30 protein-coding genes are annotated in these 24,809 nt (G+C 34.3%); 26 read left to right on the forward strand and 4 right to left on the reverse strand.

Annotated elements, in window-relative coordinates; all coding sequences use genetic code 11:
* Positions 1-623 precede the first annotated feature (623 nt).
* The 14 genes from CDZ92_RS20585 to CDZ92_RS06325 all read left to right on the forward strand — a co-directional run bounded on the left by CDZ92_RS20585 (position 624) and on the right by CDZ92_RS06325 (position 13,221).
* Entirely contained in the window at positions 624-1,238 is a 615-nt protein-coding gene (locus tag CDZ92_RS20585) for a methyl-accepting chemotaxis protein (protein ID WP_406564923.1), read from the forward strand.
* Between the two features lie 153 nt (positions 1,239-1,391).
* On the forward strand, positions 1,392-1,532 hold the full coding sequence (locus CDZ92_RS06270; RefSeq protein ID WP_096154394.1) for a YjcZ family sporulation protein: 141 nt from the start codon (positions 1,392-1,394) through the stop codon (positions 1,530-1,532).
* Between the two features lie 258 nt (positions 1,533-1,790).
* Positions 1,791-3,260: an NAD(P)/FAD-dependent oxidoreductase gene (locus tag CDZ92_RS06275; protein ID WP_096154395.1), complete on the forward strand. Its 1,470-nt coding sequence runs from the start codon at positions 1,791-1,793 to the stop codon at positions 3,258-3,260.
* 53 nt (positions 3,261-3,313) lie between these two features.
* Positions 3,314-3,442 (forward strand): hypothetical protein, encoded by a 129-nt coding sequence (locus CDZ92_RS20265; RefSeq protein ID WP_255249790.1) that lies wholly within the window; start codon positions 3,314-3,316, stop codon positions 3,440-3,442.
* A 145-nt stretch (positions 3,443-3,587) separates the two neighbouring features.
* Positions 3,588-4,943: an aspartate aminotransferase family protein gene (locus CDZ92_RS06280; RefSeq protein ID WP_096154396.1), complete on the forward strand. Its 1,356-nt coding sequence runs from the start codon at positions 3,588-3,590 to the stop codon at positions 4,941-4,943.
* The gene (locus tag CDZ92_RS06285) at positions 4,936-5,649 is read left to right on the forward strand and encodes a CoA transferase subunit A (protein ID WP_096154397.1); all 714 of its coding nucleotides are present in this window, start codon (positions 4,936-4,938) and stop codon (positions 5,647-5,649) included. The genes CDZ92_RS06280 and CDZ92_RS06285 overlap by 8 nt, the downstream gene beginning before the upstream one ends.
* Positions 5,616-6,269, forward strand: coding sequence for a 3-oxoacid CoA-transferase subunit B (locus tag CDZ92_RS06290; protein ID WP_096154398.1), 654 nt, complete (start codon positions 5,616-5,618; stop codon positions 6,267-6,269). The genes CDZ92_RS06285 and CDZ92_RS06290 overlap by 34 nt, the downstream gene beginning before the upstream one ends.
* A 34-nt stretch (positions 6,270-6,303) precedes the next feature.
* Positions 6,304-7,575, forward strand: coding sequence for a peptidase (locus CDZ92_RS06295; protein ID WP_096154399.1), 1,272 nt, complete (start codon positions 6,304-6,306; stop codon positions 7,573-7,575).
* A gap of 329 nt (positions 7,576-7,904) precedes the next feature.
* On the forward strand, positions 7,905-8,783 hold the full coding sequence (gene ablB / locus CDZ92_RS06300; RefSeq protein WP_096154400.1) for a putative beta-lysine N-acetyltransferase: 879 nt from the start codon (positions 7,905-7,907) through the stop codon (positions 8,781-8,783).
* Between the two features lie 13 nt (positions 8,784-8,796).
* Entirely contained in the window at positions 8,797-10,191 is a 1,395-nt protein-coding gene (locus tag CDZ92_RS06305) for a sigma-54 interaction domain-containing protein (protein ID WP_096154401.1), read from the forward strand.
* A gap of 122 nt (positions 10,192-10,313) precedes the next feature.
* Complete coding sequence (gene ablA / locus CDZ92_RS06310; protein WP_096154402.1) at positions 10,314-11,735, forward strand: lysine 2,3-aminomutase; 1,422 nt, start codon at positions 10,314-10,316, stop codon at positions 11,733-11,735.
* Positions 11,732-12,004, forward strand: a complete 273-nt coding sequence (locus CDZ92_RS06315; protein WP_096154403.1) for a YokU family protein — start codon at positions 11,732-11,734, stop codon at positions 12,002-12,004. The genes ablA and CDZ92_RS06315 overlap by 4 nt, the downstream gene beginning before the upstream one ends.
* A 61-nt stretch (positions 12,005-12,065) precedes the next feature.
* The gene (locus CDZ92_RS06320) at positions 12,066-12,287 is read left to right on the forward strand and encodes a YozE family protein (protein WP_406564886.1); all 222 of its coding nucleotides are present in this window, start codon (positions 12,066-12,068) and stop codon (positions 12,285-12,287) included.
* A 223-nt stretch (positions 12,288-12,510) separates the two neighbouring features.
* Entirely contained in the window at positions 12,511-13,221 is a 711-nt protein-coding gene (locus CDZ92_RS06325; RefSeq protein ID WP_096154405.1) for a hypothetical protein, read from the forward strand.
* Here CDZ92_RS06325 and CDZ92_RS19895 read toward each other — a convergent pair.
* Positions 13,207-13,368, reverse strand: coding sequence for a hypothetical protein (locus tag CDZ92_RS19895; protein ID WP_157842717.1), 162 nt, complete (start codon positions 13,366-13,368; stop codon positions 13,207-13,209). The two genes, CDZ92_RS06325 and CDZ92_RS19895, sit on opposite strands and share 15 nt — an antisense overlap.
* Before the next feature lie 226 nt (positions 13,369-13,594).
* Between CDZ92_RS19895 and CDZ92_RS06330 the strand changes: the two genes are divergently transcribed.
* Entirely contained in the window at positions 13,595-13,762 is a 168-nt protein-coding gene (locus tag CDZ92_RS06330) for a YozD family protein (RefSeq protein ID WP_096154406.1), read from the forward strand.
* 291 nt (positions 13,763-14,053) lie between these two features.
* Here CDZ92_RS06330 and CDZ92_RS06335 read toward each other — a convergent pair whose 3' ends face one another.
* The gene (locus tag CDZ92_RS06335; protein WP_096154407.1) at positions 14,054-15,130 is read right to left on the reverse strand and encodes a DUF2515 family protein; all 1,077 of its coding nucleotides are present in this window, start codon (positions 15,128-15,130) and stop codon (positions 14,054-14,056) included.
* A gap of 117 nt (positions 15,131-15,247) precedes the next feature.
* Here CDZ92_RS06335 and CDZ92_RS19900 point away from each other — a divergent pair, with 117 nt between their 5' ends.
* Together CDZ92_RS19900 and CDZ92_RS06340 are read left to right on the forward strand one after the other, a co-directional pair.
* Positions 15,248-15,400, forward strand: a complete 153-nt coding sequence (locus CDZ92_RS19900; protein WP_157842718.1) for a hypothetical protein — start codon at positions 15,248-15,250, stop codon at positions 15,398-15,400.
* A 211-nt stretch (positions 15,401-15,611) separates the two neighbouring features.
* Positions 15,612-15,926: a YodL domain-containing protein gene (locus CDZ92_RS06340; RefSeq protein WP_096154408.1), complete on the forward strand. Its 315-nt coding sequence runs from the start codon at positions 15,612-15,614 to the stop codon at positions 15,924-15,926.
* Between the two features lie 324 nt (positions 15,927-16,250).
* On the opposite strand, the gene CDZ92_RS19905 is transcribed toward CDZ92_RS06340, so the two are convergent.
* Positions 16,251-16,394: a hypothetical protein gene (locus CDZ92_RS19905; protein ID WP_176483728.1), complete on the reverse strand. Its 144-nt coding sequence runs from the start codon at positions 16,392-16,394 to the stop codon at positions 16,251-16,253.
* A gap of 312 nt (positions 16,395-16,706) precedes the next feature.
* Here CDZ92_RS19905 and deoD point away from each other — a divergent pair, with 312 nt between their 5' ends.
* The 3 genes from deoD to CDZ92_RS06355 all read left to right on the forward strand — a co-directional run bounded on the left by deoD (position 16,707) and on the right by CDZ92_RS06355 (position 19,599).
* Complete coding sequence (gene deoD, locus CDZ92_RS06345; RefSeq protein ID WP_096154409.1) at positions 16,707-17,408, forward strand: purine-nucleoside phosphorylase; 702 nt, start codon at positions 16,707-16,709, stop codon at positions 17,406-17,408.
* Positions 17,409-17,542: 134 nt separating this feature from the next.
* The gene (locus tag CDZ92_RS06350) at positions 17,543-18,358 is read left to right on the forward strand and encodes a M15 family metallopeptidase (RefSeq protein ID WP_096154410.1); all 816 of its coding nucleotides are present in this window, start codon (positions 17,543-17,545) and stop codon (positions 18,356-18,358) included.
* Between the two features lie 116 nt (positions 18,359-18,474).
* Positions 18,475-19,599: a hypothetical protein gene (locus CDZ92_RS06355; protein WP_096154411.1), complete on the forward strand. Its 1,125-nt coding sequence runs from the start codon at positions 18,475-18,477 to the stop codon at positions 19,597-19,599.
* Positions 19,600-19,681: 82 nt separating this feature from the next.
* Here the strand turns inward: CDZ92_RS06355 and CDZ92_RS06360 are convergent, their stop codons facing one another.
* Complete coding sequence (locus CDZ92_RS06360) at positions 19,682-20,194, reverse strand: spore coat protein (protein WP_096154412.1); 513 nt, start codon at positions 20,192-20,194, stop codon at positions 19,682-19,684.
* Positions 20,195-20,303: 109 nt separating this feature from the next.
* Here CDZ92_RS06360 and CDZ92_RS06365 point away from each other — a divergent pair, with 109 nt between their 5' ends.
* The 6 genes from CDZ92_RS06365 to CDZ92_RS06390 all read left to right on the forward strand — a co-directional run bounded on the left by CDZ92_RS06365 (position 20,304) and on the right by CDZ92_RS06390 (position 24,670).
* Positions 20,304-21,347: an LCP family protein gene (locus CDZ92_RS06365; protein ID WP_157842719.1), complete on the forward strand. Its 1,044-nt coding sequence runs from the start codon at positions 20,304-20,306 to the stop codon at positions 21,345-21,347.
* 78 nt (positions 21,348-21,425) lie between these two features.
* Complete coding sequence (locus CDZ92_RS06370) at positions 21,426-22,028, forward strand: alpha/beta hydrolase (protein ID WP_096154414.1); 603 nt, start codon at positions 21,426-21,428, stop codon at positions 22,026-22,028.
* Between the two features lie 129 nt (positions 22,029-22,157).
* Complete coding sequence (locus CDZ92_RS06375; protein WP_096154415.1) at positions 22,158-22,499, forward strand: YojF family protein; 342 nt, start codon at positions 22,158-22,160, stop codon at positions 22,497-22,499.
* Between the two features lie 12 nt (positions 22,500-22,511).
* Positions 22,512-23,177, forward strand: a complete 666-nt coding sequence (gene bshB2, locus CDZ92_RS06380; RefSeq protein ID WP_096154416.1) for a bacillithiol biosynthesis deacetylase BshB2 — start codon at positions 22,512-22,514, stop codon at positions 23,175-23,177.
* Between the two features lie 483 nt (positions 23,178-23,660).
* Complete coding sequence (locus CDZ92_RS06385) at positions 23,661-23,948, forward strand: hypothetical protein (RefSeq protein WP_141395202.1); 288 nt, start codon at positions 23,661-23,663, stop codon at positions 23,946-23,948.
* A 167-nt stretch (positions 23,949-24,115) separates the two neighbouring features.
* Positions 24,116-24,670, forward strand: a complete 555-nt coding sequence (locus CDZ92_RS06390; RefSeq protein WP_096154418.1) for a GNAT family N-acetyltransferase — start codon at positions 24,116-24,118, stop codon at positions 24,668-24,670.
* Positions 24,671-24,809: the final 139 nt, after the last annotated feature.

A 24,809-nucleotide genomic window follows, 5' to 3' on the forward strand; every position in this document is an offset into this window, starting at 1 on the left:
TTGTATTTTTTACTATTTTGGTAATCAGAGGTGCATCCTTATCTGGATTTGTTTTACCTTTCTTAGTATTTACGATAGCAACTTTATATTTTAATAGGATTGTTTTTATCATAGGAGCAATATGTAGTACCATGTTATTCTCTTATTCTATGTGGTCCTTTATGAATGGGAACATGTTATTAGACGGACAAATAGGGAATTTGTTTTTATTGTTTTTTATTTTATTAATTATCACGTTTGTACAAGTTCACATCGGAAAAACTTTATTCCAACAATTTGAACATTTAGTTATAAAGATGACGGAAGAACAGCATGAGAGAGAAAAGAAGCAAGAATTATTTAAAGCGGATGCGATAAACTTAATGAAAGAAGTGGAAAACATCCATAGTAAATTAAAAGTGAACATTTCTTCCCAAAAAGAAATTTCAGATACAGTAGAAGAGATTTCTAGCACAAGCCAAAAACAAGCGGACCAAATTAGTTATATTGTTGAACATTCAAATGATGTTGCTACATTGATGGATTCCATGGTAGAAAAATCATCGTTTTTAGAGGAAAAAACGAAAGAATCCTCACATTTATCCAATAATGGCAGCTTACAAGCAAAACGTTTAGTTCAACATATGAGTGGTTTTTCAAACGATGTTACAGGAGTAGCCCAAGTCTTTCAACAACTGACAGATCGAATCGAACAAACGAATGAATTAACGAAAAACATTAAGCAAATTACGGAACAAACAAACTTACTAGCTCTAAATGCCTCTATCGAAGCAGCCCGTGCTGGCGAAGCGGGTAAAGGTTTTGCCGTTGTAGCAAACGAAATAAGAAAGCTAGCTCATATTACTGAACAAACAACTGTGGAAATTAATGATAACTTACTAGCTTTAAATCACTCTAAAGACACTGTATTACAAAAGTTAACAAGCAACTTGGACCAATTGAATCAAAATGTTCAGTCTACAAAAGATGTAGAAGATTATTTTAATCGAATTGAAAAAACGTTAAAACTTTTAGAATCAACCGTTGCAGACTACTCCCGTTTTGCTTTTGATGTGAAAGAAAAAACGAAACAAACGGACTCTTATACAAGTGATTTCGCAGCATGGATGGAAGAGGCTTCAGCAGGTCTTCAACAAATGAGTGCAAACATTCAGCAATTAAATGATGAAAATGGGCATATTGGTCATTCATTAGAGTCCATCGAAGAAATTCTTCATTCCATGGAAAATAAAAAATAAACATTTGAATCCATATTTATGTGTAAGACTACTATTATTAAACGAACGGTAAATTTTGCAAATGATTAATTTTCCACTATAGGCGAATGCACATACGAGACAACCACCTATCACATAAAGTAAAGTGTAAACTAAATACAGGAGTGATCAAACATGCACGATTACTGTTATTACACTTACGGTCAATGTGGTTATCCAACAGGTGTAGCTGGAGCGCACACAGGTAATACGTTCGTATTAATCGTCGTATTATTTATTCTTTTAATTATCGTTGGAGCTTGCTACTGCAAATAATGAATAGGCTATAAGAAGTAGTGAAGGTTTATGAACCTTCACTATTTTTTATTCTCTTAGCATGGGAACTAATTGTTGAAGAAAGCACGAGGTACTCGCTTTCGTTTTAAACAGTTGGAATTATTAAAAAACAACGAAAACACGAACGATAAACACTTAAACTTAATTTAAATTCGTAAAAACGGTTGACTGGTTGGATGGGTTTTGTTATATTTACATAGGTTTGAAATTCATACACGAATAATGGGGGATTACTCAATGAGCCAAAATTATGATGTTATCGTTGTTGGGGCTGGCCCAGCTGGAATATTTGCTTGTTACGAATTAACATTAAAATTACCGAATGCTAAAATTTTATTAATAGATAAAGGTCACAACATATATAAACGTAATTGTCCTATTCTTCAAAAAAAGATTGAGAAATGTCCACCTGCTGCTGGTAGAAAAGAATTCGCAGGGTGCTTACCGGCATGTTCCATTACAAACGGATTTGGAGGAGCAGGAGCATACTCCGATGGTAAGTTTAACATTACAAGTGAGTTTGGCGGTTGGATGACAGATTACCTTCCAGAATCAACGGTTGTTGATTTAATTAAATACGTTGACTCCATTAATTTAAAACACGGAGCGACAGATTCCATAACGGATCCATTAACAGAAGAAGTAAAAGATATTGAAAGAAGAGGCTATGCAGTTGGTTTAAAGCTGTTAAGAGCGCAAGTACGCCATCTTGGTACAGAGCAAAACTTAGCAATCTTAAAAGATATTTATGAGTATTTAACAACTAAAATTGAAATGCAATATAAAGTAGAAGTAGAAGATATTATTACAGAGAAAATGGACGGTAAGCACAGTATTAAAGGTATTGAGCTAAAAGATGGCACAACCTATACAGCACCATACGTAATGGTTGCACCAGGACGAGACGGTTCGAAGTGGTTAACAAAAGTATTAAAAGCTCGCCGCTTAAAAATGATCAATAACCAAGTTGATATCGGAGTTCGCGTAGAAACGTCTAATATCGTAATGCAAGAAATTAATAAACACTTATATGAAGGAAAGTTTATTTATAACACTTCAGTAGGTACAAGAGTACGTACTTTCTGTAGCAATCCATCAGGTCATGTTGTCGTGGAAAACCACTCAGGAATTATGTTAGCAAATGGGCATGCATACAAAGACCCTAAATTAGGTAGTGAAAATACGAACTTTGCCCTACTAGTTTCACATAAATTTGCTGATCCTTTTGATAAACCAAATGAGTACGCACATGAAGTTTCTACTTTAGCAAACAGTCTTTCGAATGGTGGAATCATTGTTCAAAAATACGGTGATATTTTAAAAGGGCGTCGCTCAACTGAGAACAGAATTAAAGAAGGATTTTTAGAGCCATCTATGAAAGAAGCAGTTCCTGGAGATTTAGGGTTAGTTTTACCGTATAATACAATGAAAAGCTTGATCGAGATGATGGAAGCACTAGACCACGTAACACCTGGTTTAGCATCTGAACATACATTATTCTATGGGGTAGAGGCAAAGTTTTACTCAGCACGTCCGAAGCTTACGGATAAATTTGAAACGGAAATTTCCGGCCTTTATGTTGGTGGTGACGGAGCAGGTATTACACGTGGATTAGCACAAGCAAGTGCAAGCGGTGTTTGGGTTGCAAGAGACATGTTAAGGAAAATGGGTACAACAACAACTATACGTACGTTAGAAACAGTATAAATCATAAAAAGAGGCTTTCTGTTACATAATAGTAATGACAGGAGGCTTTGAACATGCAACATAACGACTACGAAATGAAGTTACTACATGAAGTATACCGAACAGAAAGAGAACAATCCAAAACAGATCGTTCAAAACTAAGTAAAAAACTTCAACTAAAAAGAAAATTCTCGAAAAAATAGCTCTCTAATCCTAGAGGGCTATTTTTTTATCAACCACCTAAAATAAATTAAATGAAAGATTTTCCTCTTTGTCTCATATATATAAGTAAGAATGGTATTTTTCTAGATTGCTATCCTAAATACGTGATGAAATGGGGGGCGCTGTTTGGATCAATCATATTTAATTAAACCGTTACTCGATAAGCAGTACCCAATGATTGATTATGGTCGTGGTGTCTATTTATTTGATATTCATGGCAAAAAGTATCTAGATGGTTGCTCCGGAGCAGTTACAGTAAGTATTGGTCATCATGTACAGGCTGTCATGGATGCAATGCATGAGCAAGCAAGTAAAGTTTCTTTTGTATATCGATCTCAATTTACTAGTGAATCAGCAGAAAAGTTGGCGACTAAACTAATGGAAATAGCACCTGGGTCCATTAATTGGTCGTTTTTTGTCAATAGCGGAACAGAAGCCATTGAAACTGCCATGAAAATAGCTATTCAGTACTGGCAAGAGAAAGGAAAACCAACGAAAACCAAAATCATTTCGCGCAAGAATAGTTACCATGGTATTACAATTGGGGCACTTTCTCTTTCTGGATATCCAGTAAGAAGAAGAAGATTCGAACCATTATTAGAAAATGCTCCAATCGTTCATGCTCCTTATTGTTATAGGTGCCCGTTCAGTATGACATACCCAGAATGCCAACTAAAGTGTGCAAACGATTTAGAACGAGCAATTGATGAGGTTGGTTCAGAAAATATCGCAGCTTTTATTGCGGAACCAATTGTTGGTGCTGCAGCTGGAGCAGTAACACCACCTGATGGATATTATAAACGGATAAAAGACATCTGTGACGAAAAGAATATTTTATTCATTGCTGACGAAGTGATGACAGGGATAGGAAGAACCGGCAAGATGTTTGCTATTGAACATTGGGAGGTTACTCCAGATATTATTTGTATAGGAAAAGGAATGAGTGCTGGCTATACACCTATCGCTGCCACTTTAGTAAGCGAAGAAATAATGGAACCTATCTTACTAGGATCAAAAGTCATTATGAGTGGTCATACGTACAGTGCTAATCCGCAATCAACAGCAGTTGCGTTAGCAGTATTAAACTATATTGAATGTAACCAATTAGTAGAGAACAGTAATGAAAAAGGAACTTATTTACGACAACAACTAAATAAACTAAAAGATACTTATCCTATCATAGGTGACGTAAGAGGAAAAGGACTATTATTAGGTATCGAATTAGTAGCTAACAACGTAAGTAAATTTCCTTTTGCCAATGAAAAGGCCGTTACCTTGAAGATGGTCGAAATTGCACAACAGAACGGATTATTAATTTATCCCGCAGCAGCAGGAGAAGAGCCTATTGGAGGAGATGCAATAATCGTTGCACCACCACTAACGATTACAATAGATGAAGTTGACGAATTAATAACTCTTTTAGAAAAAACGTTAGAGCAAGTAAGTAAACAACTTCAAGTAGGTGAAGAGGAATATGAGTAACAATTCATTCGGAAAAATTGTAAATAGTAACGAAATTACACATCTACTTCACGACAACATGTCTATTATGTTCGGCGGGTTTGGTGGTGTTGGAAACCCTCCACTATTGATTGATGCTTTAATAGAAACAGGAATAAATAATTTAACACTAATCGGTAACGATGCGGGTTTTCCTACCATCGGAATAGGAAAATTAGTTAGTTTAGGTAGAGCTAAAAAATTAATTACATCTCACATTGGCTCCAATCCAATTGCAGGGCAATTAATGACAGATGGCAAGCTTGAAATAGAATTTAGTCCTCAAGGAACATTAGCTGAAAGAATACGTGCAGGTGGAGTTGGATTAGGCGGTATATTAGTTGATGTTGGCTTACAAAGTGAAATCGTACGAAACAATAAACCTACAACTTTCATTAACGAAAAAGAATATTTAATAGAAAATGCTCTTACAGCAAATATAGGAATCGTATATGCAAAAAAAGCAGACAGTTACGGAAACTTGGTTTTCGATAAAAGTGCAAGAAACACGAACTCATTAGTGGCAATGGCCGGTGACATCACGATCGTAGAAGCAGAAGAAATAGTAGAATTAGGCGAATTAAATCCAGAAGAGATCGTAACACCTGGAGTATTTGTCGACTACATCATTCCAAGTAAGGGAGTGAACTGGACATGGGTTTGGGAAAAAACGTACGTGAGGAAATAGCGAATAGAGCAGCAAAGGAAATAACCTCAGGCATGGTTGTAAATTTAGGTATAGGGATACCATCCCTTGTTCCGAATTTTTTAGCAGAAGAATCGAAAGTTATGTTTCACGCGGAAAACGGCATCTTAGGAATGGGACCTACTCCATACGAAGGAGAAGAAGATGAAAACCTATGTAATGCTGCAGGTTTCCCCGTAACCCTTATAAAAGGAGCTTCATATTTTGACAGTAGTATAGCTTTTGGAATGATTAGACGCGGAAAGCTAGATCTTACCATACTTGGTAGTTTACAAGTTAGTGAGAATGGAGACTTAGCAAATTGGATTGTTCCTGGAAAAAGAGTTCCGGGGATGGGTGGAGCAATGGAGTTATCTCAAAAAGCACAAAAAGTCATTGTCGTTATGAACCATACGAATAAAAATGGAGAATCCAAGATTGTAAAAGAATGTACGATACCAATAACAACTCCCTCTTGTGTAAACATGATTATTACAGAAATGGCTGTTTTTGAATTTATAGAAGGTAAATTAACCTTAACGGAAATTATGGACGGATATACAATCAATCAAATAAAAGAAAATACGTTAGCTACATTTATTATTCATAAAAATCTATGCTAGAACTGGTGAATCCTTATAGAAAGGATGAAAAAAATTGAAAGATGTAAAAAAAGAAGTAGAAAATTGGCTCCTAGATAACGAACCAAGAATGATCAAGTTATTACAGCGGTTAGTACAAGAACCTAGTACACAAGGGGTAGAAAGCGCTGCTCAAGCTATCATTGTAGAAACGTGTAGAGAGCTCGGCTTACAGTTAGACATATGGGAGCCAGGTGGTGAACAATTAAAAAAACACCCTTATTTTGTAACAACACGTAAAAACTTTTCCAATTCACCAAATGTAGTTGCTGTTCGAAAAGGCACTGGCGGCGGGAAATCGATTATATTAAATGGTCATATTGATGTAGTACCAGAAGGTGACGTTAGTCAGTGGAATGATGAGCCATTCTCCGGTAGTGTAGTTGATGGGAAATTGTATGGACGTGGCTCAACAGATATGAAAGGTGGAAATGTAGCACTTTTAATGGCTCTTAAAGCCATTCAATCTCTTAATATTCCGATAAAAGGAGATATCATTTTTCAAAGTGTAATAGAAGAAGAAAGTGGTGGTGCTGGGACACTTGCTGCGATTTTAAGGGGATATAAGGCAGATGCAGCACTAATTCCTGAACCTACCAACATGAAGATTTTCCCTAAACAACAAGGATCTCTCTGGTTCCGCCTAGTTGTTAAAGGGAAGTCTGCTCACGGTGGAACTAGATATGAAGGCGTTAGTGCAATAGAAAAGGCGATGCTTGTTGTTCAAGGACTTTTAGACTTAGAAAAATTAAGGAACGCACGCGTAACCGATCCACTTTATAAAAATACTCCAATACCACTTCCTATTAATATAGGAAAAATAAACGGAGGTAGTTGGCCATCTTCTGTACCAGATTCCGTTGAACTAGAAGGTAGGATCGGTGTCGGACCTGAAGAAGATATTGAGAAAGTTAAAGAGGAATTAGAACAAGTAATTTCGCAATTGTATAAAAAAGATTCCTGGTTTGTAAAAGCACCTATAAAAGTGGAATGGTTCGGAGCACGGTGGGTACCAGGTTCTGTAGAAATAGATCATCCTTTTGTTCAAACGTTAATTCATAACTTTGAAATAGTGAAACAAACACAACCAACCATCGAAGCTTCACCATGGGGTACAGATGGTGGATTGTTTACCCAATTGTTAAATATTCCAATCGTAGTATTCGGACCTGGCGCTACAGAAGTCGCCCACTTTCCAAACGAATACATCTCCATCCAAAACATAATGGAAACCACCAAAATCATCACCTTCACCCTACTAGACTGGTGTGAAATAGACAACACCTAACAATTTCAATTGTTTTTTAATAATGTTCATTTCTTTTAAAGTGAAGAAGTTTTCTTAAATGTTTTTTTCGCTAAGCTCATTTATCGTACTTTTTTATAAACTAGAGTGCATTGGAGCGGAAGGCACTTGACTCCTGCGGGAAGAAGAGCGAAGCGTGAGACCCCACAGGCGGGACGCCGAGGAGTAGGTTTTTTCACGGTAGTGAAAATTAACCTTCCGCTGCGCTCCCCGCGGAAAGCAAGTGCCTGTAGCGGAAAGGAACGGACATTGTTTTATATAAAGGTATTTTACAAACACATGTAGAAGGTACTACATAGGGGGTTGGATTCATGACACATAAAAAGAAAAAAATAGATATCAAAAACAACTACGGAGTCCTTAGTGGAGTAAAAGACTACTTTAACAAAAGACTAATTATGGAAACCTTCACCGGTAACACTACATACTGTTTAGAAGCGTTAGAAGCATTACAAAAAGAAGAATACGTAGAAAAAACAATTGCAAAAGTAAAAGAGAATCAATTGTTTTCTTTTATACAAAACGGATACATATTAGAAGCAAAAATACCTACATATTTTGATGGCACAGATGCGTACTTCGTTTGTAAATACCACATACAAGAAAGATATAATTCTACTAAATGGATAGAAGAAGATTCCATATTAAAGAATGCCAAAAATAAACAAACAAATACAATTAGGCTATTACCATCAAATTTTAAAGTAAGACAAGTTGTAGCAGAAGATGCAGAAAACCTATCATCACTTTATAAGGATGTATTTGAAGTATATCCTGTCCCAATCATAGATCCTGAATATATAAAAGAACAGTTAATTTGCGGGACCATTTTTTATTGTCTCGAAGTGGAAGGGAAAATCGTTGCAGCTGCTTCAGCTGACATTCACCGAAATTTTCGAAATGCTGAAATTACAGATTGTGCAACATTACAACCATATCGAAAATACGGTGTAATGAAAGTCATAATAACACATATCGAAGAAGAATTAATTCGTAATCAAATATTTTGTTCGTTTTCCATCGCTCGCTCTTTATCTTTTGGTATGAATGCCGTTTTACACCAATTAGATTATTCATATACAGGTAGGCTTAAAAATAATTGTTATATTTTTGACAAGATAGAAGACATGAATGTGTGGGTAAAAAATCTTTCAAATGCCAATTTTTCGGCACTAATTGCTAAAGGTTAGGCAGGTTGAACTAATGAGAAAAATAGAAGCTCTTTCAAATGAAATGTTAAAAAGTATACTAAATGGTATTGATGAAGCCATCCATGCCGTTGATAAAGAAGGAATAACGATTTTTTACAATGAGAATGCAGCCCAACATGATGATATGAGAGTGGAAGATGTAATTGGTAGACATGTATTAGAAGTATTTCCATCTCTAACGAAACAGACTAGTACACTTCTACAAGTTTTAAGTACACAAAAAGCCATTTACCATCAAAATCAACGCTTTGAAAATAAACGAGGTGTGATTATAGAAACAGTAAACACAACCATCCCTATCTTTATAGATGGTGTGTTAGAAGGTGCTGCTGAAATCGCAAAGAATTATAGTCAGCTTAAAATGATGTCCAATAAGTTAGTAGATTTACAATCAAAGCTTTCTTCCAAAGGACAACGTAGAAATAAAAGTTTTAAGCAGTTCTATAGCCTTCAGGACTTCATGACAAAAGATACGGAATGTAAAAGATTGCTAGAACAAGCGGAAAAAATCTCGAAAACAAATTTACCGGTCATGATTTACGGAGAAACAGGTACAGGTAAAGAGATCATCGCACAAGGTATACATGTTGCTTCACAAAGAAATAGAAATGAATTTATAGCGCAAAACTGTGCTGCTATTCCGAATACATTGTTAGAAAGTATTTTATTTGGAACAGAAAAAGGAAGCTTTACGGGAGCAGAAACAAAACCTGGATTATTAGAATTAGCAGACGGTGGAACTCTCTTTCTAGACGAACTAAACTCGATGCCTTTCGAACTTCAAGCAAAGTTATTACGAGTAATGGAAGATGGTTGCCTTAGAAGAGTAGGAAGTACAAAACCAATCTATGTAGATATTAGAATCATCGTTGCCTCGAATGAAAATCCGGAACGTTGTGTTCGAGAAGGAAAAATACGAAAAGATTTATATTACCGATTAAGTACATGCAGCCTTCATATTCCCGCATTAAGAAAGAGACCTACTGACATCCCGTTATTAATTCATTATTTTTTAGAAAAAAACAAGTGGGAAGAAACACCACATATTCCCGAAAGTACGTTGGATATATTTTGTCAATATGAGTGGCATGGTAATGTACGGGAGTTAAAAAATACGATAGAACTTCTGTTAGCGACTAATCTAGGAAACAAAACAATTGCGATTGAAAGCCTTCCTTCAAAGTTTTTGTCAGCACAAAACAACAAGAAAAGAGTTACTGATTTTTCTTTAAGAGAAACACTTGAAAATAAAGAAATGGAATTAATTGATTTAGCCCTTCAACAAACAGACGGTAACATCGTTCAAGCAGCAAGGTTATTGAAAATACCTAGACAAACTCTGCAATATAAAATTTCTAAGTTTTCTTTAACAGTGCCGAAAACTTAGCATAGCAATTTTTAAATTGTAATGACCGATGCCCTTTCTATTACATATATAAGTAATAATTAGCCCGATAAAATGTTTGGCACGATTATTGCATGTATTGTAAGTAAAGGGAGGAGATTTACATGATCCACAATGTTTACCAACCGACAAGACATTGGAAAGAGATAGAATTATGGAAAGATATAACAGAAGAAAAATGGAATGATTGGTTATGGCAACTTACTAATACAATTAGAACGTTAGATGATTTGAAAAAAGTTGTTAACTTAACACCTGAAGAAGAAGAGGGAGTTAAAATTTCTACGAAAACAATACCTCTTAACATCACTCCATATTACGCTTCTTTGATGGATCCAAATGACGCAAGATGTCCAATACGAATGCAATCAGTACCAATATCAAAAGAAATATACAAAACGAAGTACGATTTAGAAGATCCATTATATGAAGATGAAGATTCACCAGTACCAGGATTAACTCACCGTTATCCTGATAGAGTATTATTTTTAGTGACAAATCAATGTTCTATGTACTGCCGATATTGTACTAGACGTAGATTTTCTGGCCAAATTGGTATGGGTGTCCCGAAAAAACAACTAGATGCAGCTATTGCCTACATTGCTGCAACACCTGAAGTAAGAGACGTTTTAATATCAGGTGGAGATGGTTTATTAATAAACGACCAAATACTTGAATACATTTTGAAAAATCTAAGAGCCATTCCACATGTGGAGATCATTCGAATTGGAACAAGAGCACCGGTTGTTTTTCCACAAAGAATAACAGAAAATCTTTGTAACATATTAAAAAAATATCATCCGATCTGGTTAAATACTCATTTTAATACTTCTATAGAAATTACCGAAGAATCCAAACAAGCATGTGAGATGTTAGCAAATGCTGGCGTACCAGTCGGAAATCAGGCTGTTATTTTGGCAGGTATTAATGACAGTGTTCCGATTATGAAAAAACTAATGCATGATTTAGTAAAAATAAGGGTCCGTCCATATTACATTTATCAGTGTGATTTATCAGAAGGAATTGGACATTTCCGCGCTCCCGTTTCTAAAGGCTTAGAAATTATTGAAGGACTTAGAGGACACACTTCAGGCTATGCTGTCCCAACCTTCGTGGTCGATGCTCCAGGTGGGGGGGGGAAGATAGCCGTCCAACCTAATTACATCATTTCACAAAGTGCGAGCAAAGTTGTATTACGTAACTTTGAAGGGGTAATCACAACCTACCCTGAACCAGAATCTTATGTTCCTGGAAGAGCGGAAGCCTATTTTGAGAAAATATATCCAGACATGAGTCAAAAGAGTTCAAATGTAGGTATCGCAGGTTTAATGAATGATACACAATTCAATTTAGTCCCGGAAGGTTTAAACAGGTTGTATAGAAGAAAAAATTATGAAACAGACCCTGCACACAGTTCTTTAAAAGATAAGCGGACCAAAAGAGATGAGTTAAAAGATAAAAAGTTCCAAGCGCAACTGAAAAAGTATAGTGAGGACTCTCCTGAATTGAAGGAGGGGATGGAATGACTTGTGAATGGTGTCAAAGTAAAGAAATAAAAGAAACTACTACAACCGTTCATTGGGAATTACCAGATGGAACAAGAGCTATCACGATAAATGATACTCCAGCTATTCAATGTTTAGAGTGTGGAATAGAATATCAATCCGAAAAAATAATTAAAGAAATAGAAGACCAATTATTTTTAGTTAATACAAAGCAACTAGAAAATATAACAACCTACAAAACATTATTAGCTCTTCCAAGGCTACTAAAAAGAAATTATTTTGATTTTTAAATAACCCTTTCACGAATGAAGTGTCTTATAGTAGAATAAGAGAAAAAATAGGATGGTTTCCGTGAAAAAATCTTTTTATCATTATATTTTGAAATATCGACATGCACTAAAAAAAGATGAAATTAGTGAATTCGCTAACAACGTATACGATGATCATAGCTTTCCAAAAAACTCAACAAACTACAATGAGATTAGTGACTATCTAGAGTTTAACGGACATTATTTAAAAAGCATGTCCACTTTTGACATTGCATGGGACTTATACGAACTAGACGAAAAGTAACTTACCGATTACAGTAAGTTACTTTTTTGCATACTTTGTTCTTTAAAATATATTTTGAAATAACATTTAGTAGTTATTTTCCACTGCAGTATAACCTTACCTCGTGAACACATTCATTCGGTCAAAGTATTAGCAATTTTCTCTTTTTTTCATATACTAAAAATAAACCTACACATTCAGAACTCAAGTAGAGAATGTAAACATAATGTTTGGGGTGAAAAAAATGGCTAAAAGAGGAAGATCCAATAATGCAAAATTTAAAGTTGGTGACATCGTTGTCATAACATTATATGGAACTGTTGGGAAAATAACAGATATGAAAATGTTAGACGGTCAATTTGTATATGAAGTAAATAATAGCGAAGGACTATTCCAAGAAGAATCATTAGCCTACTTATCTGAATATGAAGGTAAAGTCTTAGTAACCGAAAAGTTAAACATTGAATATCGATATTTTATTGGTGATATAGTCAAAGTAAAAGGATATGGTAAGGAGCTTTTTAAAATAATTGGATTTCGAACGGAAATATGGCGCTACAAAGAAGATGCGTGGGAAGATACCATCTATGAATTAACCAGAATTTCAGATGGTGAGTGGCTAGAAGTAGCAGAAGAAGAAGTTACCTTAGTCATTCCACATGACAATAAAGAAATATTAATTCAAAAGTTTGGCTTAATGCATGTGTTAAACAAGGAAAAAACGAGCTTGGAGTTGCATAACCAAATGAATGGATCTAACAAATTTATTAAAAAAGATGATTTTCCACAAGAGCAGGCAAAAATCGTGGATGGACTACTAGATGTGTATAACGATTACAAAACGTTACATGACCTTTTTGGTGACAACGAATACAAAGAAGTAATGGACCTTGTTATAGAAAACTTAGAAAAATATTTAAATGGAAAAAAACAAAAATATTTAAGAGGAAAGTAAGTGTAGAAACCTAATAAATACTAGTACAAAAAAAGGAATACCTACAAACAATAATATTTTCACTAACACTTCACTTACTTTGTCTAATACTCTAGTAAAAAAGACTTCATCACTAAAGTGCTCTAATTTTTCTACTAACTGCTTCATTCTACATTTCCCCTTCCAGTGCTTGTCCAATGGTTTAATTCATTGTATGAAGAAGAGACGAAAATATTCCAAAATAAAATTTAAGTTTAAAGCAAAATAAAAACATATTTTTAAAAATATTACATAGATTTTCAATAATGGATGTTCTACTATTACGGTACGATATCTTTCTATCTATGGATGTTAAAACTTTTTCTTACTTTTAGAAAATTAAAGGGGTGGGGTTGTGAAAGAAATAGAAGTAGTAATTGATACTGATGAAATTGCCGAGTTCTTTTACAATGAATTAGTAAGAAGAGGTTTTGTTCCTTCAGAAACTGAGATTAGTGAACTTGCCGACATTACCTTTGATTATTTAATTGACAAATGTATTATTGATGAAGAAATGGAATAAAAGATTGAATAAAATAAAAAGCGACGAGTGCCTATCATTGCACTCGTCGTTTTTATTTTTATCATAAGAATACTAAAATGTTATTATAGGGAACTAACTGTTGTTGATAGCACGAGGTACTCGCTTTCCGGGGGTGTTAAAAAGGAAGGTTATTTTCACTATCGTGAAAAAACCAACTCCTCGGCCTATTGGCCTGCGGGGGTCTCCCTTGACACACTTTTCCCGCAGGAGTCTCGCACCTCGTGCTCTCAACAACGGTAAACATACATTATCTAACGAATTCAATTACTTTTATATTTTCTCTAAGTATTCTTTTATTTTGCCGAAACCAGTTAACTTCAATAAGTTTTTTAAGTAAGAATCTGTAATATCATATTCAACTTTCTGTTCAAGTCTATTAAACAAGTCTAATGTTTCCGTATCTTTTTGAAACCAGTCTTCTATTTTCGGGATGGAATGAGTGTAAACTTTCCAAGCAGAAGGTATAGTGGGGCTATATACTTTCCCTATTGTTTTTGAAGTGGAAAATAGATTTGGGAAGTAATCTGTTCTAGAACCAGTATGAATATGGTTTTCAGCGAACAGTATTACACCATCCAAAACTATGTTATTTTTGAACAAGATGTTATATAGTTGTTTTCCTACATTTATTCTAGATGTGATATGATGAAAACGTGAAACGGTTACACCTGCTAACCGCACAGCATTATCAGTTTGAAAAGGTAATATTACTTTGGTAAACCCTAATCTTTCTTGAAGAGCAAACGGGATCGTATTTAAAACGTGCTCACTATAAAAGGGATTTTGAATTACTCTTTTTTCTATATAATTTTGTTCATTTATTATTAATGCATAAGTCAACATTTCCGAATTTTTTTGTTGAAAAAACAACTTCCATATTGGTTCCATAAAAGAAGATACCCCAAGCATCGGCAGCAAGTAAAAAAGACTTTTGTTTTCCATTTTAGACTGTTCATACAGTAAAAGTTGAGGATATGCATCATGAAAAATAAGATAGTTTGCTTTTTCTAAAAAGGAAAAATAAACTGAGGTTTCATTGTATGGTAAAAAGTTCGGAACAATACTTCCTTTTAGGTCAGTCATGTTCCAACCACCGTTTCTAGAGACCATATGTGCTAAAAAAGCCCAGTGAACTTCTGGATTTTTTTTATAAAAATTCCAATAAGCATTTGTTCTAGTTACATTATCTACATTATGTTTGGCTGTTTCCTGCTTGGCATGTAAAATAAACGTTTCTTCTTTTTTAGTGGCCGGTTTTTCTTGTGAAGAATGGAACCAATGTCCAACAATAAAGTCCCTTTCAACCCCTGTCAAAATAATATTGTTAGACACATTAGAATTGCTCATATGTGATCACCTCATTTCATTTTATGGCTCGATTGGAAATAAATGAGTGAGAATGCAGAGTTAAATCAAGCAAATAATAAATATGTAGCAATCAAATCATGAAAGGGGCCAGCTTAAATGGCACACAAACATAAAAATACAGCTGAACCAAAATCACGCTTTTTACAAAAGAAGCATAAAGAGGAAATAGCAGCTGAAACTGCTCCACATAAAGTAAAAGACGAGCCAGCACCAGGTAAAAAAGAACATAAAAAACATAAACAAAAATAATCGTACGTAACGACAACTAGCAGTTTGCTTGCTAGTTGTCGTTTTTTTATGTTTAAGTTTCCTTTCGACAAAAGAAGTTGAAAAAAGATAAAGGAATCGACACATGCTCTGTTTAATATAGATACATAAGTTAATTCATGACTACGGTTTGTATATTGAAAAATAAATTTCAGTTACTATTACACAGAAAATGGTCTAAGGGGTGAAGGGGATGTTGGCGTTTAAGCGATTTATGAAGATAGGTCCACTAACTTATGATGTTACCATTATGCAAACCCCTAAATATGGGGAAGACAAAGGCTATTCGCCCGTTTATCGTTTAGAGTTAATAGGGGATTGCCACGAAGAAGTACTTTCAAAAGTATATTCTCGATTTAATGTGTCAGATTTAAAGCCAAAAGATTTCACCGGAAGATATATTAGCACAGGGGATATTGTATTAATAGACGAAGGAACAGGTGGAATGACCTATTATCGATTAGAAGTTGGAGGATGGGTAAAAATAAACCGCGCGTGTATTAAATGATGAGACTGGGACAGAACTGATTTTTTTCTTAATAGCCGAACAATTAGTGTCTGGTTATCATACCGCAGATGATTGGAGTGCAAACCTTCGCTTTCCGCGGGCGGTAAAAAGGAAGGTTATTTTCACTACCGTGAAAAAACCTACTCCTCGACGCAAGCGCCTGTGGGGTCTCACTTAACACGCTTTCCCGCAGGAGTCTTCGGCTTGCACTCCAATTATCTGCTATATAGGTGTAAAAAACCGAACATTATCCCTGTATAATAACGATAAGGTTCGGTTTTTTCTTAATTTAATATAGTTTTGTCCCAACCTCAATGTTTTTATTTACTCGTTATGTCCAGGACCATTTTTTCTCTTTTTTGCAGAATGTTCTTTTCCATGTGCAATATGTTCTGCTTCAATAACTTCTGGCGCAACATGGTTATTTTTCTTTTGACCGTTAATTCGATTACGATGTTTTTTACCCATAAGTATAACCTCCATTAATTAACTTTGTAATTTATCATTTTTAGATGAAGAAGGTGTGCTGTTTTCTTCATTGTTGTATTCGTTTCATTAGCATATTGAACAGCTTGTTGTAATTTCTTTTTAACTCGAAAATTCCTCCAAACTTTAAATAGTAAAGGAATGATTCATCCTTCTTCTATTATCTTTTTCATTAAAAGGTAAGTCATGCAAACCATATTTTTGATATATTATTGTTTTATTTTGGTCTTGCACGTAATGTATGGTATAGTATTGCTTGTTAAACCTATTGAACAGTTATAGGAGGAAATAAATATGAGTGTACATATCGGAGCAAAACAAGGTGAAATAGCGGAAACAATTCTACTACCAGGTGATCCGTTACGAGCTAAATATATCGCAGAAACATTTTTAGAAGATGCAGTATGCTATAACGAAGTTCGTGGGATGTTAGGATATACTGGTACTTATAAAGGCCATCGAATTTCTGTACAAGGTACTGGAATGGGTGTTCCTTCGATTTCAATTTATGTAAATGAATTAATGCAAGAATATAATGTTCAAAATTTAATTCGTGTAGGTACTTGTGGAGCAATCCAAAAAGACGTGAAAGTTCGTGACGTTATTTTGGCAATGAGTGCTTCCACTGATTCTCAAATGAACCGTATGACTTTTGGTGGTGTCGACTATGCACCAACTGCAAACTTTGATTTATTAAAGAGAGCATACGATGTTGGGGTAGAAAAAGGATTAAACCTTAAAGTTGGTAATGTTTTTACAGCTGACATGTTTTACAACGACAATGCCGAGTGGGAAAAGTGGGCTAAATACGGTATTTTAGCAATTGAAATGGAATCTTCTGCACTTTATACTTTAGCAGCTAAATATGGAAGAAACGCACTTTCTGTATTAACTGTAAGTGATCATATCTTAACAGGTGAAGAAACGACAGCTGAAGAGCGTCAAACAACATTTAGCGATATGATGGAAGTAGCATTAGAAGCAGTTATAAAATAATTACAGTTTTTTCAAAAGTTTAGCTAATAATGGCTAAACTTTTTTATTTTGATTACATTTCCGTCTATTTTTTTACTATACTTTCTATAGATGTTACACTTAATATAATATTTATTCTTATGACAGGTGATAACATGAAAAAAAAAGCCACTATGGCAGCTTTACTATTATTTTTAGCAGGTTGTTCATCTAATATGAATGACATTAACATTAAATTTTGGGAAAAAGGTTCTACTAGTGAATCTACGGATAGTGGGCTATCGAAAGAAGAAGATACTATTCAAGATGAAAAACTAGTAGAGGAGGAGGAACAAACAGGCTTTGCGTTCCGTCAAAATGACTTTACAGAGTTAAATGGAAATAACATGATTTTAAATCCTAGTAATGTTTTAGCTTTAGTTAATAAAGAACAATCTTTACCGAGTGATTATGTACCTAGTGATCTTGTGATTCCTAATGTTGGTTTTAGTTTCACTGGAGAATTTGAAAGAAATTTCATGCGAAAAGAAGCTGCAATACATCTTGAAAAGTTATTTAATGACGCACGTAAGTATGGAGTGGAGGTCTTTGCTGTTTCTGGTTACCGTTCCTATGAGCGACAAGACACTATTTATTCCAACAACATTAAAAGATGGGGAGAGGAACGTACTAATACTGTTTCTGCTGTCCCTGGGCATAGCGAACACCAAACAGGCTTAGCGATGGATATAACGAGTCATAGTGTAGGTTTACAATTAACGCAAGATTTTGGAGAAGTTGAAGAAGGTATTTGGATTAAAGAAAATGCCCACAAACACGGTTTTATTATTCGATATCTACAAGGAAAAGAAGAAATTACTGGGTATGAATATGAACCATGGCACCTACGATATGTAGGCGTAGATGCAGCAACGTATATTTTTGAGAACGGACTAACATTAGAAGAATTTTTCTATGAGACCAAAAATTAATTTTAAGAGTACCGATATTCGGTGCTTTTTTTATTGCAAAAATTTGGTTCTCATAATTTTTCAGGCCTGATGGAGAAAATAGAGGAATGAAAAAAGATGTTGGAGGTTTATAACATATGAAACGTTTGTGGATTTTTTTCATCATCCTTACAGTTTTTAACGTAGCATGTAATCCATATACTAGCTTCGCCTCTAAAAAGGAAGACAGTAAATACATGATGGTCATACAGACTTCGGAGCATACTATTTATCGAACAGCAGAAAGCTTACACCCTGTTATTCAGAAGGCTATTGAAAAAGCTAATTGGACAAATAGTCCATATCCACCAGTTGCATCTGATTTTTTTATTGAGGTTGGAGATGGAGATATAAAATCAAAGCTAATTGTCAGTGAACAAGGATACATTATTGATAGTAAAGGTAAAAAAATTATGAAACAACTACCGTTTGAAGCTAGGGAGATGTTATGGGAGCAATATAAAAATCTACAAAAACAACATTACGGGGAAGACATAAGTTGGAACTTAGCCAATCAACTTCTACCGAAGTATAGCAGTTTTACTGTTTTAGACTTAGACACTGGAAATTCATTTCAAGTACAAAGACGAGCTGGTTCAAATCATGCGGATGTTCAGCCTTTGACGATCAATGATACAAAAAAGATGAAAGAAATCTATAAGGGCACCTGGAGCTGGGACAGAAGAGCCATTATCGCTGTAACAGAAAAGGGGAGATATGCAGCATCTATGCATGGAATGCCACATGGTGCTGGTGCGCTTCAAAATGGATTCCCAGGTCATTTTTGTATCCACTTTAACGAAAGTGTAACACACAAAACAAAGAAAATGGACTATGCCCATTCCATTATGGTAAAAAAAGCTTCAGGAAAATGGTTAGGATATACAAAAAGTTTAACTCCTATGGAAATGGTTGATGCATTTATCATTTCTGTAAATCAACATGACTTTTTTATTTTACATTCTTTGTTTGGAAAAGCAGACCGGGAAATACTAAAACAAAAAGAAAAAGTTGTAGAGAGCATTCTACACTTAAAGAGATTAAGCAATGAAGTACAAATGGATACTGACAATAAACTAGAAGCGAATGTCCCTGTTAAGGTCCATATTCATAAGCGCAGTGGAGCTAACTCAAAAGAAATAACATTCCGCTTTAACCGCGAAACCATCTTTGATCAATGGAACCTAGACCTCGAACACACGCTAAAACAAATAATCGACTAAACATTTCAATATTATTACAAGTGCCTGGCACTTGTAATAAAACTGAAACAAATAACTAATACCACTTTGGAAGTATGTGGTATTAGTTTTTATTTTTTGGTCGTTTTTGTTTTATATAATCTATAGGTATTTTCGTTATCGGGATATTTTGTTCTTTGGGGATTCTAATTTCTAAAACGCCATTCTTATAAATAGCTCTTGAGCCTGTAGCTTTAACAACTGACGGAAGGCTAATTGTATGTTTGTTACCGTTGTTAGGTATGTTTTCAATTACGCAAGTTGTGGTTGTATGATACGTTTTAAGGGAGAGAAGTTGTTGTTCGTTTGATATAGGAAACCTTACAAACACTTCGTCATGTGTTTCAAATACATTAGGTTGAAAGCCAACTTTTTTCTTCTTCTTAGAAGCTTGCACCTTATTAAGCAACTCAAATGATTGTTCAAAAAAGTCCGTAGAATTTATTAATGGAGAATTAGGTTGAAAGTTATTTTTCATTGCCTTGTTCATCATATTTTCTACATCTGATTGTTTAAAAATAGGAGAGTCTTTCATGTAGTCTTTAGGAAAAGGAAACATCTTATTCCACGGGAACATATTCATCACCACCGACATACAAAATATTAATTCACTAGTATCGTATTCAAAAGGAACACATTGGTTAAGAATAGAAACAAGAAACTTTTTTAAAAAAGGAGGGAAAAGTGTGAAGAGGTTGCTACTTTTATGTTTGGTTATTGTTATTTCAACTGCCACATATAAAATATATTATTCACCTCAAACAACTAAGCAGTATTTACAAGCTCCCGATGAATCAATTCAAAACAATTCATATAGCATTCATAAAACTCCTACTAAAGATTTATATATAACAGAACCTACCGAAAATGAACAACTTGAAGTACAACATCGCTTGATAAAGAAAAAAGAGAACCAGTTAACAGAAACCGGAAAAAATAAGAACCTACTTCTCATAGGAAGTGATACTCGATATGAAGATGATCGTGGTAGAGCGGATACTATTATATATGCGCAATATAGTCCGAACAATAAAAGTGTAAAATTTATCTCTTTTATGCGTGATAGTTATGTTGATATTCCTGGTTACGGAAAAAACAAACTTAACGCTGCGTATATGCACGGAGGTGCTCCATTATTAGCGGAAACCATCAGCAATAACTTCCCAGTTGTGATTGATCAAACCATACAAGTAGACTTTAATGGCTTTCAAAATCTCGTAACACTAGTAGCACCAGACGGATTAGAAGTAGATGTACCAGAAGAGCTAGCTGCCGAATTAAACATCGATTCAGGTATTCAACGATTACAAGCGAAATACCTTCTAGAATTTGTCCGTTTTCGTAATACTCCTGAAAGTGATTTCGGAAGAGTTAAAAGGCAACAACAATTTATTCAACAAGTAAAAAAGGAAGCAATTCATGAATTTTCTAGTATTAAAGGAATGATAAAGCTTCCCCAATTAATACGTCAAAGCTCTAAGTATGTAGAAACAAATCTTACTACAGCAGATTTACTAAATATGGCCTTTACATACATGCTTCATCCTGTAGAAGAATTAGAGACTTTAACTATTCCAATAACAAATGATGGCTTCACGGATCAATACTATGAACATGCTGGGCGTGTTTTAGAATTGAATTATGAAAAAAACATTACGGAGATACTAAATTTTTTAAATCCTAAAGAAGAGATTGTTGCAAGTGAATGTAATGCAGAGAAAGGGTTATAACTTGACGGACATTTAAAACGAAGGTAAACTTAATTTATCTTTAATTCGAGATAAATCAAGTTTAGGAAGGTGAAAAACATGAAGCATATATTTAATAAAGGAACGAATGACAACACCTTATTATTACTTCACGGCACAGGCGGTACAGAGCAAGACTTATTACCGTTAGCCAATATGATAGATGCAAATGCAAACGTATTAAGTATAAGAGGAAATGTGTTAGAAAACGGAATGCCTAGATTTTTTCGCCGTTTAAGTGAAGGTATTTTCGATGCAGAAGATCTTATTTTTCGTACAAAAGAGCTTTATGAGTTTATTAATGATGCGAGTATTCAGTACGGCTTTAATCGCGATAATGTTATTGCAGTTGGATATTCAAACGGAGCAAACATAGCTAGTAGTTTGTTATTCCATTATGAAAAAAGTTTGAAATCGGCAATATTATACCATCCAATGGTACCTAGAAGAGGGATAGACCTTCCAGATTTAACTCATGTTCCAGTATTTATAGGTGCAGGAAAAAATGACCCCATTTGTCCAGCACAGGAAACAGAAGATTTAAATGAACTATTAACAAATGCAGGTAGCAAAGTTGAAGTTTATTGGGAGTACCAAGGTCATCAATTAACGAGGTCCGAAGTAGAAGCCTCCAAAAAATGGTACGACTCAAATTTCAATTAAAATACCTTACATGGCAGCCGTATTAGCTGCCTTTTTATTTTCTTTAAGAGTCTCAATATTTCCATTTATTCTAACATTCCTATACAATAAGTTTAAAGAAGCTAAATTTCGGTTCGGAGGGTATTTTCCATGCAAGAAATAAATAAAACAGCTGTTCAAGAAGCTTTAAATAACTTTGCAAATGCACCAATGTTTCTCCACTTAGAAACAACAAATGGCGCATATGCTACTCATAACAAAACAGGCTTAACAGTAGGAGCTTTCATTCGCAATAATGAGCTTACATACGAAAACGGGAAAATCACTGGTAATGGGCCATTTCGAATTGGACTTAAATTAAAACATGGTTGGGTATATGCAGAAGGTATTACCCATTATGAAATAGACGATCATGACAGACTATTATTAGCTGGATTAAACCATGAAGGAAAATTAGCAGTTGCACTTCAGTTAAGTCCAACACCTTTTTAAGGAGAGAAAAAAATGCAGAAAAAAGAACACGTTCTTGTTGTATTTCCTCATCCTGATGATGAGGCATTCAGTTCATCAGGTACTATCATTCAACATACGCAAGCAGGGGTCCCTGTTACATATTTATGCGGAACACTCGGCCAAATGGGGCGAAATCTCGGAAATCCATTATTCGCTAACAGAGAAACGTTAAAGGATGTACGTAAAAAAGAATTATTAGATGCTTGTGAAATATTAGGAATAAAAGATGTAAGAATGTTAGGTTTACACGATAAAACATTAGAATTCGAGGAACCAAGCTATATAGCAAACATGATTAAAGAAGTTATTGCAGAAATAAACCCATCGTTAATCATTACGTTTTATCCTGAACACGGCGTTCACCCGGACCATGATGCTATGAGCAACGCGGTAATGCTTGCTGTTTCTTCTATACCAGAAGAGACTAGACCTGAAATATACGGAAAAGCAATCTTAAATAATAGCGTACAATTAATAGGTCCACCTGACATAATGATAGATATTAAATCAGTGGCAGAAGAAAAGCTAAAAGCAATAAAAGCCCACCTATCCCAAACAGGCGGATGGGTCGAAGAAATGGAAATGAAACTTAAAGCTAACTCACCAGAAATCGAAAACTGGCTATATAAAGAAACATTCTGGACTGTAAAAATATAAATAAAATACAAAAAGAGCAATCATATGTAACAGGTTTCGTTTTTCCCTCAAACATTATTAAGCTAAAACGCCCATCAAATTGATATATTTTGATGGGCATTTTCTGTTGATAAAGTTAGATTTATAGGTTTTTTGAGTGCAATTTAATATTTTAAATACTCAACAATTTGTAGGGTACAAGTGTATGTTCAAATTTATATATACTAATCTATATACAAAAAATACAGCAATAAAAAGATTTTACTGATTTTCTGTTTAAGTTTTCAAAACACTTTGGATAATTATGTTAAAATATGAAAAGCGATTGTATAGAGATGTAACTTAACTACACAGTTTAGTTGAAAATATGACCGTAAATCTAAGAATGGTTAACGCTTTTTAGTTGATGCTATATTAATTTCGAGGCAATTTTTTTCAATAATATTGAACTTTAAGAAAGGGTTGAGTAAAATAATAACTTTTGCAATTGTAGTTGTTAATGCTTTGATTATAAGTTTATTTATCATTGGTGTTATAATATCTAAAAAAAATTCATTTAAAGCAGGTGTCTATTCCTTTTTACTTTTACTAATTAACCAAATATATGGACTTATAGCTCCTTATATAATGAATTCAATGATAGACAATTATGAACCAACTAAAATGACGCTCGGAGAGTTCGTTTCACTTCTTTCTTTAATACCTAAAACAATAGAACTAATTGCAATTACGTTATTAGTAATTGGTCTGTACAAAATTTGGGCAGTTAACAAACAAACATACACATCATAGGTTTTAAACTATCAGGTGGGTTAAAAGAATAAACAAGAGAATTCTTTAACTGTTATTTTAACTCGTAATCCTATTGTGTTATTTCTCTATTATTTTCAAAGGAGGTAGCTGTATAAGATAGGGCTTTATAAGGTATTTAGACTTAATACTATTGATGGAGGATATACATGGACAAATTTCCAATCTTAGAAACAGAAAGATTAATATTGAGAGAAGTTACCCCAGAAGATGCTACTGATATGTTTGAATACTTATCAGATAAAGAAGTTGTCACAAGTATGGGGCTAGAGCCATACAAATCAGCAATTGATGTCCTAGTTGAAGAAATTAATTGGTACAAATCGATTGTGGAGGAAGGAACAGGTATTAGGTGGGTAATTACTAAAAAAGATAGTAATGTTGTTATAGGTAGTTGTGGTTTTCTAAATATGAGTCGCAAACATCATCGAGCGGAAATAGGTTTTGAATTAAACAAAGAATATTGGGGGCAAGGAATAGCTAGTGAAGCAGTTGAAGCAGTTATTCACTACGGTTATAAGAATTTAAATTTAGAAAGAATTGAGGCTATAGTTGACCCTCCAAATTTATTATCCCAAAAATTAATGGAAAAGCAGGGTTTTAGAAAAGAAGGCTTATTAAGGCGTTATGAATACAACTTCGGGAAATTTAATGATGTTTATATGTATTCATTGATCAGACAAGATTATAAGTCACAGATATAAGTACGTTACTTACCACATAAGAATTTGCTCAGTTTAATGACTGGGCCATTTTTTATGCAAAAGACTGTGTTATTCAAGCGGTTGATTTTCCTCTATTTTTATTTTCTCGTATTTTCATAATGAAAAAGTTTAAAAATGT

Origin of the sequence: Bacillus sp. FJAT-45066, from assembly GCF_002335755.1 — a bacterium.
Classification (GTDB): domain Bacteria; phylum Bacillota; class Bacilli; order Bacillales; family Bacillaceae_I; genus Bacillus_CD; species Bacillus_CD alkalisoli.